An 18542-nucleotide genomic window follows, 5' to 3' on the forward strand; every position below is an offset into this window, starting at 1 on the left:
TATGAGCCCGGATAATCACGATCCCCTGATTCTTATTGTTGAAGACGAACCGAAACTGGCGCAGCTGATGATCGATTATCTGCAGGCGTCGAACTATCGCATTCACCATATCGCCGATGGCAACGAGGTGCTGAGTTACGTGCAGCAGTCGCCACCCGACTTGATGCTGCTGGATTTGATGCTGCCCGGTCGCGATGGCTTAACGCTGTGCCGTGAGATCCGCCGTTTCTCTGAGCTGCCGATCATTATGGTGACAGCACGCACCGAAGAGATTGACCGCCTGCTGGGGCTGGAGATTGGCGCGGATGATTACATCTGCAAACCGTTCAGTCCGCGAGAAGTGGTAGCGCGCGTGAAAACCATTCTGCGCCGCGTAAAGCGTTCGCCGGAAGAGGCGCAGTTGGCCTCGCACCTGCTGATTGATGAAGGGCGTTTCCAGGCCAGCTGGCGTGAGCAGCAGTTGGAACTGACGCCCGCTGAATTCCGCCTGTTGAAAACCCTGGCGCTAGAGCCGGGTAAAGTGTTCTCGCGTGAACAGTTATTGAATCATCTTTATGACGACTATCGCGTGGTCACAGACCGCACCATTGATAGCCATATCAATAACCTGCGACGCAAGCTGGAAAATCTCGATGCTGAACAGCCGTTTATTCGCGCGGTGTACGGCATGGGCTATCGCTGGGAAGCGGACGTCTGTCGCCTGATGTAGCCTTTAGCTTGATGTAGATCAATTTACTTCAGCGGCGGCCCTGCCTACAATTCCCCACCTTTTGCAGGGCCGTTTGATGCGGCTCGTGCACCTGCCATCACCGATGGCATGCTGACCTGACATCAGTGAGATTTCCCTCCATGTTTAAACCTGAACTCCTTTCTCCAGCGGGATCGCTGAAGAATATGCGCTATGCCTTTGCCTATGGCGCTGACGCGGTGTATGCCGGCCAGCCGCGTTACAGCCTGCGCGTGCGTAACAATGAATTCACCCACGAAGTGCTGGCTAAGGGCATTGAAGAAGCCCACCAGCTGGGCAAGAAATTTTACGTGGTGGTGAACATCGCGCCGCATAACGCCAAGCTGAAAACCTTTATCCGCGATTTGACACCCGTGGTCGAGATGCAGCCTGATGCGCTCATCATGTCCGATCCCGGCCTGATCATGCTGGTGCGCGAAGCCTTTCCTGAGATGCCGATTCATTTGTCGGTGCAGGCCAATGCGGTGAACTGGGCGACGGTGAAATTCTGGCACCAGATGGGGCTGACCCGTGTGATCTTGTCGCGCGAGCTGTCGCTGGATGAGATTGCTGAGATTCGCCAGAAGGTGCCAGAGATGGAAATTGAGATCTTCGTGCACGGCGCACTGTGCATGGCCTATTCCGGCCGCTGTCTGTTGTCGGGCTATCTCAACAAACGCGATCCCAATCAGGGTACCTGTACCAACGCCTGCCGCTGGGAATACAAAGTGGAAGAAGGCAAACAGGATGAGGTGGGCAATATTGTTGGTTTTCATCAGCCGGTTGAAGTGCAGGAGCCCACGCTTGGCATCGGTGAAACCACCGATCGCGTGTTTTTGCTGGAAGAAAAAATGAAGCCCGGCGAAGTGATGAGTGCCTTTGAAGATGAACACGGCACTTACATCATGAATTCGAAGGATCTGCGCGCGGTGGCGCATGTTGAACGCCTGAGCCAGATGGGTGTGCATTCGCTGAAAATAGAGGGTCGTACCAAATCCTTCTATTACTGCGCCCGCACCGCACAGGTGTATCGCCGTGCGATTGATGATGCGGCGGCTGGCAAGCCGTTCGATCCCGCACTGCTGGAAACGCTGGAAGGTTTAGCGCATCGCGGCTATACCGAGGGTTTCCTGCGTCGTCATACTCATGACAGTTATCAAAACTATGAACAGGGTTTCTCGGTATCCGAGCGGCAGCAATTTGTCGGGGAGTTTACCGGTGAACGTCGCGGTGACTGGGCGCAAATTGCCGTGAAGAATAAGTTTTTGCTCGGCGATTCCGTTGAGATCATGACGCCGCAAGGCAATCTGAACTGCACGCTGGAATCGATGCAAAATGATAAAGGTGCAGCGGTAGATGTCGCGCCGGGAGATGGGCATAAGGTGTGGATCCCGGTACCGGAATCAGTGGATCTGGCTTTTGCTTTGCTGATGCGTAATTTCACCGACGGCAACAGTACCTACGATCCATACGGAAAAAAGCGCACATAAAGAAAAGAATGCAGCGAAGTTAGAACAGGATCACAGACCGCCGCTGCGCCTCGCTTTAGAATCCCGCCTGCTGCTAACGAGTAACAATAAACAGCAGGTAGTACCAGGAACCACCTCATTCACCCGCCCGGCTCCCCCGTGCGGGTTTTCTTTTTTTCATCGCCCGCCGATAAAGTTCCTCGCCCAGCTATGCTATAACCACTGCATCGTATTTCGCCTCAAGGAACTGATTATGCAAAATAAACCACTGACGCTGCTGATCCTCAATGGGAAAGGCGCGGGCAATGAAGATTTGCGTGCGGCGGTGAATACGCTGCGCGATGAAGGTTTTAACCTGGCGGTACGCGTGACCTGGGAAAAGGGCGACGGTGACCGTTTCGTGCAGGAAGCGGTGGAGTTGCAGGCTGAGACCGTGGTAGCCGGTGGCGGCGATGGCACCATCAATGAAATCGCCACGGCGCTGGCAGCAGTGCCCGCAGAGCAGCGTCCTGCATTGGGTATTCTGCCATTGGGCACCGCTAATGATTTCGCCACCAGCGTCGGTATTCCAGCGGAGATGGAACCGGCACTGCGTCTGGCGGTGTTGGGCAAAGCCAGCGAGATTGATTTGGCGCGCGTGAATGGCGATCGCTACTTTATCAATATGGCGACCGGTGGCTTTGGCACGCGTATCACCACGGAGACGCCGGAGAAATTGAAATCGGCTTTGGGCGGCGTGTCGTACTTTATTCACGGTTTGATGCGTGTCGATGCGCTGAAGCCGGATAGTTGTGAGATCAGCGGTCCGGGCTTTGAGTGGCAAGGCGATGCATTGGTGATCGGTATTGGTAATGGTCGTCAGGCAGGCGGCGGACAGAAGCTGTGCCCAGATGCGTTGATCAATGATGGGCAGCTGAATCTGAGCATTGTCACCGCACAGGAGTTGTTGCCGACGCTGCTGCATTCGCTGACGCGTGATGATGAGAACCCGAATATTGTCACCGCACAGTTGCAGTCACTGAGTATTCGCTCGCCACATGAGATGACGTTTAACCTGGACGGCGAACCGCTGACCGGCAGCGAATTTGAAATTGAAGTGATGCCAGGCGCACTGAGTTGCCGCCTGCCGCCGCAGTGCCCGCTGCTGGCGTGATGTTTGTGGGTTAGAGGCGGGAGAAATGCAGTCTGGATTGCTGGTGGTGATGCACTCTGGGTTGCAGGTGATAACGCAGTCTGGGGCCGCTTTGGGGCTGGCGGTCCTCGCGCCGCTGACGCGGTGCCTTCACTTCACTCGTCAGCCGGGCGGACCGGCGCATACGGAACATCCCTGTTCAGGCTGCGCCGGTCCGCCAGCATCCATGCTGGCTCTCCTGGCTTCCTCACTCCGTTCAGCGCTGCGAAATGCCTTCCCCAAAGCGGCCCCAGCCTGCTCATTAGCTTTAATGCATGCTGTCAGAGGTGCTGCCTGTTAGACATTGCGCTCATTGGCTAACTTTGGCTGCTGCCAGAATCTCTCTTTAGCACTGCTCACTACCGGCTCAGATGCTGCCCTGGCCTGATCAATAGCTTGATTGTGTGCTGCAAGAAGGCCGTTACACCTTCATCCAGCGACGCTCTAATGCTGACACCGCCACCGCTTCCAGTACTTTCTGTACCTGCAAACCTTCGGCAAAATCTGGCCACATACGATCGCCGGCTGCAATGCCGTTGATCAGATCACGGATTTCGACGGTTTTCTGATCGTTAAAACCAATACCGTGACCCGCTGATACGCAGAAGTTGGCGTAATCCGGATGGGCCGGGCCAGTCAGAATGGTTTTGAAGCCCTGACGTCCAGCGGGTTCATCATGGATATAAAGCTCCAGCTCGGCCATGCGCTCCTGGGTGTAGCGTAGCGTACCTTTGGTGCCGGTGACCACGTAGGTGAGGCCCATTTTGCTGCCACAGGCGATGCGCGAGGTTTCAAACACGCCGTGTGCACCGTTTTTAAAGCGCAGTAACGCGCTGGCCTGATCTTCGTTCTCTACCGGCAGCAGACGTGAGTGATCTTTTGGATCTGGACGCTGGTTAATCACTGTCATCATATCGCCGCTGACTTCTTCGATATCACCCACCAGATAGTGCGCCATATTGACGATATGTGCCGCCAAATCGCCCAATGCACCTAAACCGGCCAACGCTTTCTGGCAGTGCCAGTCGAGCGGTGTTTCCGGGCGTGCCAGATAATCTTCGTTGTGGGTGCCATAGAAATGGATCACTTCACCAATTTCACCGCGCTCAATGATTTCACGCGCCAGCTGGCTTGTCGGGTTTTTCATATAGTTGAAGCCCACCAGCGTTTTCACGCCGGCCTGCTGTGCAGCCTGCACCATCTCTTCTGCATCGGCCACAGACAACGAGAGCGGCTTCTCAGAGTAAACGTGTTTGCCGTTACGAATCGCTTCCAGTGCCATCTCTTTGTGCAGGAAGTTCGGGGCGCAGATATCGACCACATCAATGTTGGGATCGCGCACCAGCTCGCGCCAGTCCGCCGTTGAGCGGGCAAAGCCAAAGGTCGCCGCCTGTTTAGCGGCCAGCTCCGGATTCACTTCTGCCAGCATTTCACGCACGATTTCACCTTTCAGCGCGAAAACAGTAGGTGCCTGCGCGTAGGCAATTGCGTGACAACGACCAATGTAACCACTGCCGATCATACCGATTCTGACTTTGTTCATGCTGCACCTGGAGTTGTAGGTAAGAAGTGATCTGGAATATATGTTTCGCTTTTGGCCCCGACAACGCCGAAATGAAATATCTGTGATCATACATGCGAGGTATCTGACAAAATCGACAAATCGGAATGTAATCTTGCATAACATTAGTGACTTGCATCACAAATCATCCCGTCATGGAGGGTGATTCGGTGCGCTAAGGCGGAGAGAATCGCAAAATTGACGCTTTATTCAGCAGTCAGTAAAAAATCTGGAAAAGGCCTTTGACAACCCAGAGCCTGCTCGTTACTATGCGCCCCGTTCCAAACGATTCCTCTGTAGTTCAGTCGGTAGAACGGCGGACTGTTAATCCGTATGTCACTGGTTCGAGTCCAGTCAGAGGAGCCAATTTAAAGAAACCAGATGTCTACGGGCGTCTGGTTTTTTGCTTTTTATCAATTGGTTGCGCCCCTCCCCACGTCTACACACGTCAATTAAAAACTACTCGAAGCTACACCCTTTTGCTGGTAAAAATACTGGTAAAGCTGGTTCGATTTTCTTTTTACCAGCATTCGGAGGGAGCCGTCATGCCACTTACTGATACCAAAGTAAAAAATGCCAGGCCATCAGAAAAGGCAGTTAAGCTCACTGACGGATTCGGCCTCTATCTGCTGGTACATCCTAATGGTTCAAAATACTGGCAGTTAGGTTATCGCTTTGAAAGTAAGCAAAAGGTGTTTTCGATTGGTGTCTACCCCGCCGTTTCTCTTGCTGATGCCAGACAACGCCGTGATGAAGCCAGAAAGCTGTTAGCTTCCGGAATTGATCCAAGCGCTAAAAAACAAGCTGACAATAAAACGGTTCAGGAAAAACGTAACAATATCCGCGCTTTCAAAACGGTCGCCAGAAGTTGGTTTTCCACTAAAACCACCTGGTCGGAAGATTACCAACGCTCTGTCTGGACACGACTGGAAACTTACCTGTTCCCTGATATCGGCAACAAAGATATTGGTGAACTGGATACAGGCGATCTGCTGGTTCCGATTAAGAAGATTGAAATCCTCGGTTACCTCGAAATAGCCATGAGGGTGAAACAGTACGCTACCGCTATACTGCGATACGCTGTTCAGCAAAAAATCATCCGCTTTAATCCGGCCTACGATCTGGAAGGTGCCGTTCAGAAGCCCCAGACGGAACACCGCCCTGCTATTGAGCTTGAAGAAATACCAGCCTTACTGGAACGCATTGAGGGCTATCAGGGACGTAGCAGGCTAACGTTAATGGCGATTAAACTCAATCTGCTGACGTTTGTTCGTTCCAGCGAACTCCGCTTTGCCCGCTGGTCAGAAATCGATTTTAAAAGTGCGCTGTGGGTTATCCCGGAACGGCGTGAAGCTATTGAAGGCATCAAGTACTCAGCGCGTGGTGCCAAAATGCGCAGAAAGCACTATGTTCCTTTGTGCCGTCAGGCTGTCGCCATTTTAAAAGAGCTGAAAGACCTCACCTATGATATCAGCGGTGATGGCGGCTTTATTTTCACTGGCTGTTACGATGCTCTGAAACCCATGAGTGAAAACACCATCAACAAGGCGCTACGTAAAATGGGTTATGACACCAAAACCGATTTGTGTGGTCATGGTTTTCGTACCCTGGCGTGTAGTGCATTGATTGAATCAGGTATCTGGCCTGAAGATGTAGTAGAACTTCAGATGAGCCATATGGAAAAGAATAACGTTCGCGCTGCCTATACCCATAAAGCCAAACACCTTGAACAACGTCGCCTGATGCTGCAATGGTGGGCCGATTTTCTGAATGCTAACCGTAAAGGCATGATCAGGCCGTTCGAGTTTGCACAGAAGGGATAACGTTGTATGGGCCAAGGATGGCTAAATATATAGGCTCAGTTAGACCATCGCCTTCCTTACAAGTATTACCTGCTAAAAATCTTTCCTATTATCCCCTCCCCCAACAAAAATAGTTGCAAAAATCGCCAAATAGGTCAATTTTTAATCAATGTGGATTGATTGAGGTTACTGATATGGGCAGTAATTTATTGAATGAAAAGAAAATATTCGTAGCACAATACTTGAGGATGTCTACAGATCATCAGCAGTTTTCGATCGATAACCAAGCACAGTTCATCCGAAAATATGCCGAAGATCACAATATGGATATCATACATACATATGACGATGAGGGGAAAAGCGGAATCACAACGATTGGAAGGAACAATTTTAATCAGCTTATAGAAGATGTTGTTACTGGAAGAATCAATATAGAAGCAGTACTTGTATACGATGTCAGTCGATTTGGTAGATTCCAGGATAATGATGAAGCAGGACATTATAGTTATTTACTTAAATATCATGGAGTTAGGGTTATTTACTGTGCGGAAAATTTACCTGATCAATCTCCTGAAATTCAAATGCTAACTCTCCCTGCGCTAAGATATGCAGCGGGTGCTTATAGCAAAAATTTATCAATAAAAGTTTTTTCGGGCCACGCTAACCTTGTTAACCGTGGTTACTATCAAGGCGGTATACCGGGATATGGGCTTCGTCGAAAATTGATCGATGCATCACATAATGAAAAGTTTATATTAAAACCGGGTGAACGAAAGAGTATTCAGACAGATCGTGTTGTTTTAACCCCTGGAACAGAGCACGAGATAAATATAATAAACCGAATTTTCAACATGTTCATATTTGAAAGCTACAATGAATATATCATAGCAGAGCAACTAAATCAGGAGGGAATAAAATACTCTAGTAATTCAGAATGGAACAGAAGCAGAGTTCATGCTGTTTTAATAAACGAACGATATACAGGAACTTACATTTACAACAAAACATCAGGAAAATTGAAAACAAAAAAGATAAAAAACCCTAAAGAGGATTGGATTATTAAACAAGAGCATACCACTCCGATAATAGGCATCGAAAGATTCAACTTAGCACAAACCATAATAAATAATAGAACTATAGATTTAACGAATGAAGACATTATGAATTATCTTAGGAAAAAGTTAAAAGAAAATGGAAAACTGTCAGGTTTAATTATAGACGAAGATGATCTTGGTCCATCATCCAGTGTTATCGCCAACCGATTTGGAGGATTGATGAGAGCATATCAGTTGATCGGGTATACACCTGAGCGAGATTATAGTTATATAGAAACGAATCGTGAATTAAGAAAAAGACATATTGAAATATTCACATCTATTTATGAACAAATAAAAATAAAAGACAGCAAGATGTTAAAAACAGATAGTATCTTGATAAATAATAATTTGAAAATATCTTTAACACTCTCTAAGTGCAAAAAAACCGAATCAGGAAGTATGAGATGGATTGTAAGATTCGAAAGAAGATTCTCTCCAGACATAAATATTGTAGTTCGAATGGATTCAAGCAATACCCAACCAGTTGATTATTACATATTCCCCTCAATAGAAAATATAGAAGAACAAATAAAAATAAAGGAGAAAAACCCATTACTTTTCGAATTATATAGATTTGACAATTTAAACATCCTTATAGAAATGCTTTCAACAAAAGATAGAGAGGTTGCATAATGAACAAAGAATTTGATCATGTAACAATGATTGACGCATTATCAGTTAAAGTTGTTAATCCTCGCTCTCGCAACAAATTCAAGCACTTTGAAATAACAGAGAGTATTAAGAATGGATTACGAAAACCAATAACAGTGAGACGTATAAAAGATGAAGATTATCAATATGCTTTAATATGCGGGCAAGGTAGACTGGAATCATTTCACCAACTGAAAGAAAAGATGATACCGGCTTTTATTATTGATGTTGATGAAGAAACGGCCTATCTTATGAGCCTTATTGAAAATATGGCCCGGGTAAACCCCAGAACTGGAGAACAGTTTTATAGAATTAGAGATATGACAAATGAGGGTATGGCAAACAAAGATATATCAAAACACACTGGGCTTTCTGTTAATTGGATCAATAGTATCATCATGTTATTAGGGAAAGGAGAAAATAAATTATTAGCTGCTGTGGAATCTGGTAAGATCCCCATATCTTTAGCTGTCGAAATAGCAAAGTCTAACTATAAAGAATCACAAGAACTTTTTATTGAAGCATTTGAAGCCGGGAAAATAAAACAGCGGGACGTAATTAAATTAAGAAAGATTTTAGAAACTAGAAGTGAAGGTTTAAAAGGTTCTATCAGCAATTCGTTCAAATCAGATCACAAGAAGAAAAAAATTTCAGTTGATGAGTTAACGAAGATGTATCAAGACAGTATTAATGAACATAAATCACTAAAGAATAAAGCTCGTCTGATTGAAGAAAATATTCTTTTAGCACAACAAATATTCATGGAATTGCTAAAAGATGAATCATTTTCTAATCTGGTGAAGCAAGAACAACTATCCGAAGCAGTAATTTTAATTCAAAAACCACATCGGGAGTATCAACTATGATAAATAACTTATTTCAGAGCAACGCTATAAATTTCAACATAAATACTCTCAATTCCTCCAAAGAATTACCTATAAACATAAAACATAGTAAAAAATTTATTCAGATAATGAAATCAATAAAAATGCTCGGATTAATAGAACCTGTAATAATATACATAGATGACAAAACAAACAAAATAAAAATTGTCGATGGACATCTTCGCGTAGAAGCTTTGAAAGATTTGGGCGAAACAGAAGTAAAATGCCTTATATCAACTATTTATGATAGCTATACTCCAAATAACAAAGTAAACAGAATCACTATTATAGAAGAACAAAAAATGATCCAGAAAGCTATAAAAAAAGGGGTTTCTCTTGAAAATTTAAGTGAAGCTTTAGATATTTCAATCGAATCTGTAAAAGATAAAATAAAAATATTAAATCATATATGCCCGGAGGTAATCACATTATTAGCAAATCAACATGTTCCTAAATCTACACTTTATACTTTAAAAAAAATGAAACCAATACGTCAAATTGAGTGTGCGAATTTTATGCTAACTTTAGATAATTTCTCGGAAAAATTCTCTTTATCATTATTAAACAGCACTCCGCCTTCATTACTTAACGTAACTAAAGAACAAAAAAAAAGAGAAAAAGAAGGGCACAGAGCTGCAATTTCTAGACTGGAAAGAGAGATGTCTCAAACTCAAGTTGAAGCAGAAAAACTAAAAGAGAGTTATGGAGTAAACTCACTGAAACTAGTAATAATAAAATCCAACATTAAGAAAATACTCTCCAATACAAATATATTGCATTGGTTTATAGATAATCAAAAAGATTACCTTATTGAGTTAAAGAATATATCCAACATTAATAATCTCTCACCTGATTAAGAATGAAACATGTTAATTACACATTGATTTCCCCGGACAGGCACTGCCCGGGGATTTTTCAAACCAATAAAACAGTTAAAATTTATATGCAGTTATAAGAATTAATAGATGTGTAAGAGCAATGATGATCATCGTTTGCAACACTCCATTCATTTACTATAATACAAAAGCAGCAAATAAACCTTCTGTTGGTTATAAAATAGCAATATATTATTAATTAAAACAACCATAATTGATTGCTTTTGTTGTACATTCAGTCCAGTCATCGCCATGTCCGTGATAATTCTTACAGTCCTGAACTATCCCTATATTAAAAACTCCCTGCCCGCTCTCGCATGAACATGCGCCTGTATTGGGATTACTTCTTTGGCAACTTTTGCTATCAGGCCCAGTTCTGTAATATGCAGAACCACCAGCAGATGGCTTTTGCCACTTGCCATTTACACATGATAATAATCGCCCTGTCGAATCTTTACCCTGCAACCCGTTAGGGGAACATGCTGCATTGAGAGTAGCCGTTCCATTAATCTACAAATACTTATCTGTCGTCATTCTTCCCGATGAAACCACTGTCGCGCCTTTTACCTGATCGGAGGACGTGATATTGCCAGAAGCGGCAATGGTACTTTTTTCCATAACCGCACCTAACAGGGTACTGGCTCCGGCTACATTCAGTAACATCTGCATTGCTTCCTTAAAAACTAATGCTCCATTGGTGAGCTGACTTCCTTGATGCCAACCGTAAAGGAATGATAAGGCTGTTCGAATTTGCAAAAAAGGGATAAATTTCACAAAGGTCATGGATGACATTAATTAACACTATTCTGAATTAATTTAAATGAAAATTTTAAAAATTTATCTTTCTGGGAAAAGAGTTAGGATGTCGTTTTCAGAAAGCGGGCGCGATAACACGAATCCCTGAATGTTTATTTTTTCGTGGCAGGGTATCATTTTAAGATCTTCTATATCTTCAATCCCTTCACAAATAACTTCAGCACCATTATCAAGACAGGAAAAAAGTATTTGTAAGAACCTTTCCTGCTTCATTCTGGATTTTCCAATCCCATTAACGATACTGCGGTCAATCTTGATTGTATCAAACCTATAATTTTTAAGGTCTTTTTCTTGTAAAACACCGCTGCCAAAATCATCCAATGCTATTTGTAATCCGCACTTCTTTATATAATTTAAAAAATCCAAATGATTTATTAAATCAGCAGATGAGATCTTTTCATTAATTTCAATCTCAATACTGCAACAACCCAATGAGTATTCTGAACATTTAGTAACTATATAATTTATTATTTCATAATTATCTAACAGAAGATGTGAAAGATTAATACTGATTTTCTTGTCATTTGATTTTACTAGAAATTCAATAACTGAATCAATTAAAAAATAGGTTGCTTTCTTTATATTACCTGTATTTTCCAGATCATTAATTACATCACTAACGGGCAAAGATTCTCCCTGAAAATTGAAGAATCTTGATAAAGCTTCCAGCTTGTAAACCACACCAGAATGAAGATTCATAACAGGCTGATAAACAATCTTGTGAATACAATATTTCTCCAAAGGTTTTAAATCCTGTATCGCCGCTTGCGCTTATGGTTATATTTTATACTAATGATAATACAACGTTACGCCTGAGTTAAATCGATTGTACCGATCAATACCACCCATTCAATAGCCAACGCCTATCATATGAACATAATTGATCGGTATACACTATTCTTGCAAGTTTCAATATGGTATTAAGTTCAGAAAAGTAGTGATACTACCGTGACCCGGGGATTCATAATGAATTCTATATAGTTTCAAAAAGTTTTGGTTAGCTGGCGTGATTACAGACACATCATTGTTTGTCGCCCTGTTTTCGAATGTTTAAAGATGTTTTTGGAACAGCAACAGCTACCATCGCCGAAGGATATGCTCATGCAATGCATAAAGACACTTTACGCAGATTAAAAGTTATGAATAGCAGAGCGAGGGACAGGAATCACTCACAATGTTCTTTTTTACCATCATAAAACTCCAAATGGTAAGTTTTACATATATTTTTTAATTTATAATAAACACATAGCCGGTCCTGCGAAAAGACAGCTATAGCGTGAAAAGGTATACCAGATGATAGCACAGCATAATAACCCCTCAGCAAAAGTGATTTCTTCGCTGCTTCAGTATAAACACTCGTTGTCTATATATATCAAAGAGATACCTTTTTCGCTGACAGCACAGGTTATGGATTTAGAGCCAATTACAGGACGTATGGTGCTTGAGCTAGAGTATCCAGTAATGGATATCCAGAAATACTTATCCAGTAGTGGAATAAACTTTGACGTGGAAGCCATGAAAGGTGCACATAATGTTGAACGGGAGACATACAATCTTAGTAATGTTCCTTGCAATATCGTTAAGACAAATAGTATGCAATATCAGCTTGAATGTCAGCTTCCTGAATCCGTATTTGTACAAGAAAACAGAGGGGGTATCCGTATCCCATTTATTGTTGGTATGCAGGGACGCGCAGGCATCGAAGTATACCCCCAAGAGTTAAAAGTTGCAGGGCACGTCCGTAACTTATCTGTCGGGGGATGCATGATCGACGTTGACCTGTCGGACTGCATTGTTCTGAGCATAAACCGGAAGATCCCGGGGATTACGCTAGAATTCCCTAATGGAGAGACTTTCTGGGCGGAGGGTAAAATCCGTCATATACGCCCATTTGGTAATCATGGTTATGCTGCTGTTGGTATTCAGTTTATTAACTTATCTGCATCACAAACTGAAGCATTATTTCATTATGTCAGTGAATCAGAAAGGGAAGCTATTTTTCGGACAGGCTCGAGCGATAAAATCGATCAGCCCTCTTCTCTGTTCATTCCAGGTGTTAAGGAAAAAAAGATCCTGCAACGCGAAATCCAGGAACGTGAAAAACTTACCCGCCAGCTTCCCGCTGAACGGGATGTGATCAATGTGGCACATCAACTCCAGATTGGTATGATGTATATCAAAAACCATAATCTATTCCCTGCCGAAATTTTTTATGGTTGTGTTGACACATTGCTCAATTCGCTAAAAGAAGATCGAAAGATTTTTCTGTATTCTCTTGCTTTTTTACGGGATGAGTCCGATTGGGTTAGGCATGCTATAAAGGTAGCAGGGCAGCTTGCTGATATACTATTATTACGCGATCCTTATAATCATCAGATACGCGAGGCAGTATTAGGAGCTTTGCTGCATACGATGGGGAAGGCACTCTTAATCAGCGAAAAACTGCCCTCACTGAAAGTGACCATGACCCCGCCTCAAAAAAATATTCTCAGGGGCCATGTGATGGCACTGTGTGAAAAATTAAAAGAGTTAGGCTGGGAACCAAGTACGGTATGCAGTCATATAATTGAAAATGCTAATGAAAAACTTGACGGCACAGGCTATCCGCAAGGGAAGCGCCATCATGAATTACCGGACTTAATTCGGTTAATTTCTGTAATCAAAGCCGTCAATAAGTTAATATATACCCGTAATGGTATCCCGCCCCGCACGCCATTAGAAGCCTACCGTTATATAAATGAATACGGCAATGCCTATGATAAGGCTGTCCTGGTAGAATATATCCGGATATATGGACCGAACCCAATAGGTACATTAGCTAAATACAGTGGAGGTTTTCTGGCCTGGGTAATGGACGTAAACGGTAGAGGCGAGCCAGTAAAGGTAAACATAGTTAAAAATCTTCGATTCCCTGACAGCAATATTAATAGCATCGTTTCAAAAAGTGATTTATTACAAATTGGAAAACTTGAAGGGATAGTTAACCCGATAAATTATGGAGTCAACGTTTTTAAAGTTTAAAAACGTTAAAAACCGCTTTAATCATAGGGCGAAAAAGCCTCCTTAAATATAATACAAGAAGGCTTTCTTAATAAGGACTTTTCTCGTTCTTTTCCCGATTGCTACTCACACAGGAAAGCAATGCTCGAATCATAGGTTTGTTCTAACCAGTTCTTTAACTTAGATTAAAAGTCATAAATATATTTCGAAAGTAAAGAATTATCATTCAAAGATACGAAAACTTATGGAATCAATTGAAACAGGCATAATTAATTGCTTTTGTTGTACATTCAGTCCAGTCATCACCGTGACCGTGGTAATTCTTGCAGTCCTGAACTACTCCTATATTAAAAGCTCCCTGCCCGCTCTCACATGAACATGCACCTGTATTGGGATTACTTCTCTGACAACTCTTGCTATCAGGCCCCGTTCTGTAATAGGCGGAACCACCAGTAGAGGATTTTTGCCACTTGCCACTTACGCATGATAATAATCGCCCTGTCGAATCTTTACCCTGCAACCCGTTAGGGGAACATGCTGCATTAAGGGTAGCCGTTCCATTAATCTGCAAATACTCCCCTGTTGTCATTCGGCCAGTAGAGGCAACAGTTGCACCTTTGACCTGACCAGACGATGTAATGTTACCCGATGCATTGATGGAGTTCTTCGCGGTTAATACACCTGTCAGAGTACTGCCTCCGGCAACCGATAATGTGGAAGACAGATTTGTAGCTCCCCTGAGCGTAGTGACGCCTGCTACCGTTAAAGCGTTGTTGGCATTGAGCGCACCGCCTACTGTCAGTGTGGACCCAACCGTTGCAGTACTTTTCAGATTTGTTGGCCCGGCAACCGTTAACGTATTATTTGCCGCTACAATACCAGCCAGCGTTGTCGCCCCGGCAACGTTCAGGGAGGAATTCAGTGTTGTGGAACCTTTCAGATTTGTAGAGCCTGCCACCGTCAGGTTATTACCTGCTGAAACTGCACCAGCCAGGGTTGAAGCCCCCGCAACCGTTAACGGGCCACCAACGGCTGTTGGCCCTGTGGATTTTAACGTACCTGATGTGGTTGTCCCCGATGCAGTGATGTTCGCAGCATTATTAATACTCTTACCGCCCATATTAAAATCTCCTGTCATGGGAAGCGTTCCGTCACGACGAAGATAAACAGAATACATGGCACTGCTGTAACCCACACGATAAGCCAGTAAACCAGCATTGGTAATATTCTTATAATCTGACGTCTGTTCTGTCCACTGCCCGCTATACCCGGCAACTTGATCTGCTGTTTTCGTCATGCCACTGTCAACACCTGCGGCCTGCATTGCCTTACCCAGCAAGTCATAACGTACCTTATCTCCTTCTTTCCACTGCGTGGTGGTGGTAATAAGCCCGTCAATAACATAGTTCGGCGAGTTTCCTGATCGTCTGAGGATGATGGAATAAGCAGAGTGGTTTGTATTTATTCCGTTAAACGTTGTAGGAAGTAATCCCTCATTGATCAATGTCTGGTAAGTAATGGTACATGTATTATCTGCCGTTGAGCAGGTTCTTGGGCCGGGGTCCGTGCCTGTTGAAGAGGATACAGAAGTCAGTGTGGATAATTTATCGTAGCGGATATTGATATAACCATTTACCGCATCACCTACCTGCTTAATCTGCTGCCCTACCGCATTAGCCTGAATATTTTCCTGTTGCTGTTTTAAATCCTGAAACTTCATAAAGGAAACAGCCGATGCAATTCCTAACACCAAAATCAGCTCCAGCAAAGAGAACCCTTTTTTATTTTTAATCATTATTTATTCCTTTTTTATTTTCTGTTATATTTTTAATAATTCATTTTAAAAAATTGTCAACAAAAAGCCCCTTTGAAAGGGGCTGAACAGGAAATAATAATAATGATTACTACTATCCCGTAATATCATTTATTTTAAAAATGTCAATACGATTTAATAATTTAAAATAGAAAGCTTTAATCGCTGCCATCAAAAAACAAATAATCACAAGGAAATAAATGTAATGGCATTAGCGTTATCACCTGCATTACAGGCGCTTGCAGCCGTAGCAACATTAATAACACCCCCCGCCTTTCTGATATTTCCGCTCGTCACCGCTGCTGTTCCCGTCCCTACTGAAACAGTGTAGAAATTACCTGCGGCAGCCGAGGCTATTTTTGCACATTCAGCAGCCGGGACACCTACATAAGTTATACTAAAAGATGAGTTTTCTGCGCCGGAGGGGCTGTCATTAGAAACACCAACAATAACATTACCCTTGAATGCGTTGACTACTGATGCGGATGTCCCGGTTCCTATTAACATATTATCCGGGAAGATCTTCGCGCCAACTGCAACAGTATTTGTTAATCCTGAATAACTTGATGCTGAGGTATAAAGCGACTTTACACCAGCCTGAATGGTTGCGATATTTTTAGATTCGGCCTCTGCACGCTGTGATGCCTGCACTTTGGGATAAACGATAAACGCGCCCACAACTAATGCGGCGATGATACCCAGTACAAGTAAAAGTTCTAAAAGAGAGAAGCCTCGTTTGTTTCTAAGATATGTTCTTTTCATTTTTAAATCTCCATATTTTTATAAGTTCAAATACAGAGATAATAGGTCCTGTATAAAGGGCAATGAGATGCCAGACATTCCTTATTTTTTCCAGACAAACGGATTACCTGCATGAAAAAAGGGACTGTTGCCAGTCCCTTTACGCGCACCCTCATTGTTTAATAAAGCGAGGATAACTTTACTTCGTAGTTTTGTTGTATAATTTAATTAAAGCATTGTCAAATTTTTGAGAATCACATCCTGATAAATTTTGGCATTTTATTTTAAAGTTTTTCTACAACCCGCCGATACCATACAAACCAATACTGATTCAGACACCAAGAGAAGAGTATGCCAGATAATCTGAGACAATGCGTTGACTGTGGTAAAGTAATAAGTTCAATGGCAACTTCCTGTAATGGCTGTAACTGTCCCGATCCTTTCGGATTTGACCGTGCAAAAACAAAGTTTCAAAATCAGCTAACTTTTGCAGGTCTGATTGTAGCAGTCGTTGTTGGTTTCTTATGGTATACCGGATTTATTGACCCGTTACATTTTCTGGGTTTCACCAAATGAGGCCAGCAGCTTTATAATATTGCTGAAATCCTTCCTCAGAGATCCCCTTCGATATCGTGAAAAAATTATCCGGGGATTCTCTGGCGCAAGACGAAAAACCAGTTCAAAATCACCATCAAAACTCCCTTTGATGCTCCATCCCCAGTTCAGAACTGGTGACGGTGATTCGGAATCTATTCTCAGTATTTTTTCTAACTGTTTTACTTTATCTATATCAGCCCTGAATGCAATATAGGGTTTAACCCGGTGGACAGGAATCCCATGTCCCTGACATGAAGCATATGTCCGAAACCCCATTTGATTCATAAAAGCGACAAGACCTTTTATTTCTGGATCAATATAAATATCCATAAAACCTCCTTTTCATAATAATTGTATTTCACCTCCTGATAATTTTATTAACGCGTCCAGGTCCGCATTTACAGTGCTTTTAAGTTTAATTTAGCAAAAATAATTCTGATTCCAGTCGCTACCGCACCCGGTGGGTTTGCTCAACCCTTCACAGCCAAAAACAAGTTTTAGTCTGTTCAGCGTTATATGAGGGTTAAGCCTGAAAAGCTTTTATCTGGTTCGTAACGGTAAATACTACTTTATCTGCTTTTTCTTTTTTACATTGTTCAAGTGCTCTGGATAGTTTTTCATAAAAACGCTGATTTGAATAAACCTGAGCAAGTTCTTTACCAGACACAGCAATTCTGTTCCCAATGTTTTTTCTGTAATTTTTAATAAAAGCTGCAATGTCAATTTTAAACTCTTCATTAAAAAAAGCTTCAAATTCAGATGTAGCGATTTCCGGATAACAATCCGAGAGAACCGAGAAAAGATAAAAAGCTATATGATCTGTTGCTGATGCGATAGCCTCATCATTGCTTTCTGTACCTTCAACTGTCAGTTCATTCATTTTTATTTTTCTTCCCTGTCAGTTGTTTTTCAAGCATTGCGGAAAAAGTGTTATTAAGCTGTGGTGTTTTATCCTTCCCGGTATCTTCTTTTACTGTATCAGGCTGAACAGCAGTCTGCGTTTTACCCGGAACCTCAGCCTCTGGTTTTTCATTGTCATTTTTTTTGATGGAATATTTATTTTTCTGCTCTTTTCTCATATTATCAAGCTGTCTGGCTCTGGCCCCGTTACTTAACCAGGTTTTGCGTTGTACTTCTGTCGAACTGGCGAAAGTCAGAAGAAAACCAACCAACACATCATGGTCAATATCCAGTCCCATATACTTTGCCACTTCACCACCCAGCACGATTTTCTTATGCGTTTTTTCTTTTCGTGTCAGTGCCTTTTGCTTTGTTGTTAATCTGTTCAGTTCCTGCTGTGCTGACGCAAGTAGCTGCTGTAAATTTTTTCTTTCCATT

General features: G+C 43.1%; 16 protein-coding genes and 1 tRNA gene. 9 read left to right on the forward strand and 8 right to left on the reverse strand.

All coding sequences use genetic code 11. From position 1 onward, the window contains the following. The first annotated feature begins 1 nt into the window (after position 1). The 3 genes from baeR to yegS all read left to right on the forward strand — a co-directional run bounded on the left by baeR (position 2) and on the right by yegS (position 3349). Positions 2-709, forward strand: a complete 708-nt coding sequence (gene baeR, locus ACXI0A_RS14620) for an envelope stress response regulator BaeR (RefSeq protein WP_479485263.1) — start codon at positions 2-4, stop codon at positions 707-709. A gap of 140 nt (positions 710-849) precedes the next feature. Then, positions 850-2217, forward strand: coding sequence for a prephenate-dependent tRNA uridine(34) hydroxylase TrhP (gene trhP / locus ACXI0A_RS14625; RefSeq protein ID WP_476148071.1), 1368 nt, complete (start codon positions 850-852; stop codon positions 2215-2217). A 232-nt stretch (positions 2218-2449) separates the two neighbouring features. Beyond that, positions 2450-3349, forward strand: coding sequence for a lipid kinase YegS (gene yegS / locus ACXI0A_RS14630; RefSeq protein ID WP_224931267.1), 900 nt, complete (start codon positions 2450-2452; stop codon positions 3347-3349). 439 nt (positions 3350-3788) lie between these two features. On the opposite strand, the gene ACXI0A_RS14635 is transcribed toward yegS, so the two are convergent. Continuing rightward, complete coding sequence (locus ACXI0A_RS14635) at positions 3789-4910, reverse strand: Gfo/Idh/MocA family protein (protein ID WP_476148070.1); 1122 nt, start codon at positions 4908-4910, stop codon at positions 3789-3791. Between the two features lie 308 nt (positions 4911-5218). On the opposite strand from ACXI0A_RS14635, the gene ACXI0A_RS14640 reads away from it, so the two are divergent. The 5 genes from ACXI0A_RS14640 to ACXI0A_RS14660 all read left to right on the forward strand — a co-directional run bounded on the left by ACXI0A_RS14640 (position 5219) and on the right by ACXI0A_RS14660 (position 10219). Continuing rightward, positions 5219-5294 (forward strand) — tRNA-Asn (locus tag ACXI0A_RS14640). 179 nt (positions 5295-5473) lie between these two features. Then, on the forward strand, positions 5474-6751 hold the full coding sequence (locus ACXI0A_RS14645; protein WP_476148069.1) for an integrase arm-type DNA-binding domain-containing protein: 1278 nt from the start codon (positions 5474-5476) through the stop codon (positions 6749-6751). Between the two features lie 173 nt (positions 6752-6924). Continuing rightward, complete coding sequence (locus tag ACXI0A_RS14650) at positions 6925-8460, forward strand: recombinase family protein (protein WP_476148067.1); 1536 nt, start codon at positions 6925-6927, stop codon at positions 8458-8460. Beyond that, positions 8460-9344 (forward strand): ParB N-terminal domain-containing protein, encoded by an 885-nt coding sequence (locus tag ACXI0A_RS14655; protein ID WP_476148065.1) that lies wholly within the window; start codon positions 8460-8462, stop codon positions 9342-9344. The genes ACXI0A_RS14650 and ACXI0A_RS14655 overlap by 1 nt, the downstream gene beginning before the upstream one ends. Next, positions 9341-10219, forward strand: a complete 879-nt coding sequence (locus tag ACXI0A_RS14660; RefSeq protein WP_476148063.1) for a plasmid partitioning protein RepB C-terminal domain-containing protein — start codon at positions 9341-9343, stop codon at positions 10217-10219. Before ACXI0A_RS14655 ends, ACXI0A_RS14660 begins: the two co-directional genes overlap by 4 nt. A 528-nt stretch (positions 10220-10747) precedes the next feature. Here ACXI0A_RS14660 and ACXI0A_RS14665 read toward each other — a convergent pair. After that, on the reverse strand, positions 10748-11029 hold the full coding sequence (locus tag ACXI0A_RS14665; protein ID WP_476148061.1) for a hypothetical protein: 282 nt from the start codon (positions 11027-11029) through the stop codon (positions 10748-10750). Positions 11030-11074: 45 nt separating this feature from the next. Then, the gene (locus ACXI0A_RS14670; protein WP_476148059.1) at positions 11075-11794 is read right to left on the reverse strand and encodes an EAL domain-containing protein; all 720 of its coding nucleotides are present in this window, start codon (positions 11792-11794) and stop codon (positions 11075-11077) included. Between the two features lie 552 nt (positions 11795-12346). Between ACXI0A_RS14670 and ACXI0A_RS14675 the strand changes: the two genes are divergently transcribed. Beyond that, positions 12347-14074 (forward strand): HD domain-containing phosphohydrolase, encoded by a 1728-nt coding sequence (locus ACXI0A_RS14675; protein ID WP_476148057.1) that lies wholly within the window; start codon positions 12347-12349, stop codon positions 14072-14074. 229 nt (positions 14075-14303) lie between these two features. Here the strand turns inward: ACXI0A_RS14675 and pilV are convergent, their stop codons facing one another. The 5 genes from pilV to traD form a co-directional block, all read right to left on the reverse strand. Further along, positions 14304-15848 (reverse strand): shufflon system plasmid conjugative transfer pilus tip adhesin PilV, encoded by a 1545-nt coding sequence (pilV, locus tag ACXI0A_RS14680; protein ID WP_476148055.1) that lies wholly within the window; start codon positions 15846-15848, stop codon positions 14304-14306. A 204-nt stretch (positions 15849-16052) separates the two neighbouring features. Continuing rightward, complete coding sequence (locus tag ACXI0A_RS14685; RefSeq protein ID WP_476148054.1) at positions 16053-16628, reverse strand: type 4 pilus major pilin; 576 nt, start codon at positions 16626-16628, stop codon at positions 16053-16055. Between the two features lie 528 nt (positions 16629-17156). Next, positions 17157-17534: a hypothetical protein gene (locus tag ACXI0A_RS14690; protein WP_476148052.1), complete on the reverse strand. Its 378-nt coding sequence runs from the start codon at positions 17532-17534 to the stop codon at positions 17157-17159. A gap of 193 nt (positions 17535-17727) precedes the next feature. Continuing rightward, on the reverse strand, positions 17728-18084 hold the full coding sequence (locus tag ACXI0A_RS14695; RefSeq protein ID WP_476148050.1) for a hypothetical protein: 357 nt from the start codon (positions 18082-18084) through the stop codon (positions 17728-17730). After that, positions 18077-18541 (reverse strand): conjugal transfer protein TraD, encoded by a 465-nt coding sequence (traD, locus tag ACXI0A_RS14700; RefSeq protein ID WP_150325340.1) that lies wholly within the window; start codon positions 18539-18541, stop codon positions 18077-18079. The genes ACXI0A_RS14695 and traD overlap by 8 nt, the downstream gene beginning before the upstream one ends. Position 18542: the final 1 nt, after the last annotated feature.

The organism is Pantoea sp. C1E2 (genome assembly GCF_056491465.1).

Bases quoted from the DNA above. Each gene is read 5' to 3' on its own strand.
- baeR (WP_479485263.1), top strand. From the start codon at position 2: ATGAGCCCGGATAATCACGATCCCCTGATTCTTATTGTTGAAGACGAA.
- trhP (WP_476148071.1), top strand. From the start codon at position 850: ATGTTTAAACCTGAACTCCTTTCTCCAGCGGGATCGCTGAAGAATATG.
- yegS (WP_224931267.1), top strand. From the start codon at position 2,450: ATGCAAAATAAACCACTGACGCTGCTGATCCTCAATGGGAAAGGCGCG.
- ACXI0A_RS14635 (WP_476148070.1), bottom strand. From the start codon at position 4,910: ATGAACAAAGTCAGAATCGGTATGATCGGCAGTGGTTACATTGGTCGT.
- ACXI0A_RS14645 (WP_476148069.1), top strand. From the start codon at position 5,474: ATGCCACTTACTGATACCAAAGTAAAAAATGCCAGGCCATCAGAAAAG.
- ACXI0A_RS14650 (WP_476148067.1), top strand. From the start codon at position 6,925: ATGGGCAGTAATTTATTGAATGAAAAGAAAATATTCGTAGCACAATAC.
- ACXI0A_RS14655 (WP_476148065.1), top strand. From the start codon at position 8,460: ATGAACAAAGAATTTGATCATGTAACAATGATTGACGCATTATCAGTT.
- ACXI0A_RS14660 (WP_476148063.1), top strand. From the start codon at position 9,341: ATGATAAATAACTTATTTCAGAGCAACGCTATAAATTTCAACATAAAT.
- ACXI0A_RS14665 (WP_476148061.1), bottom strand. From the start codon at position 11,029: ATGTCATCCATGACCTTTGTGAAATTTATCCCTTTTTTGCAAATTCGA.
- ACXI0A_RS14675 (WP_476148057.1), top strand. From the start codon at position 12,347: ATGATAGCACAGCATAATAACCCCTCAGCAAAAGTGATTTCTTCGCTG.
- pilV (WP_476148055.1), bottom strand. From the start codon at position 15,848: ATGATTAAAAATAAAAAAGGGTTCTCTTTGCTGGAGCTGATTTTGGTG.
- ACXI0A_RS14685 (WP_476148054.1), bottom strand. From the start codon at position 16,628: ATGAAAAGAACATATCTTAGAAACAAACGAGGCTTCTCTCTTTTAGAA.
- ACXI0A_RS14690 (WP_476148052.1), bottom strand. From the start codon at position 17,534: ATGGATATTTATATTGATCCAGAAATAAAAGGTCTTGTCGCTTTTATG.
- ACXI0A_RS14695 (WP_476148050.1), bottom strand. From the start codon at position 18,084: ATGAATGAACTGACAGTTGAAGGTACAGAAAGCAATGATGAGGCTATC.
- traD (WP_150325340.1), bottom strand. From the start codon at position 18,541: ATGGAAAGAAAAAATTTACAGCAGCTACTTGCGTCAGCACAGCAGGAA.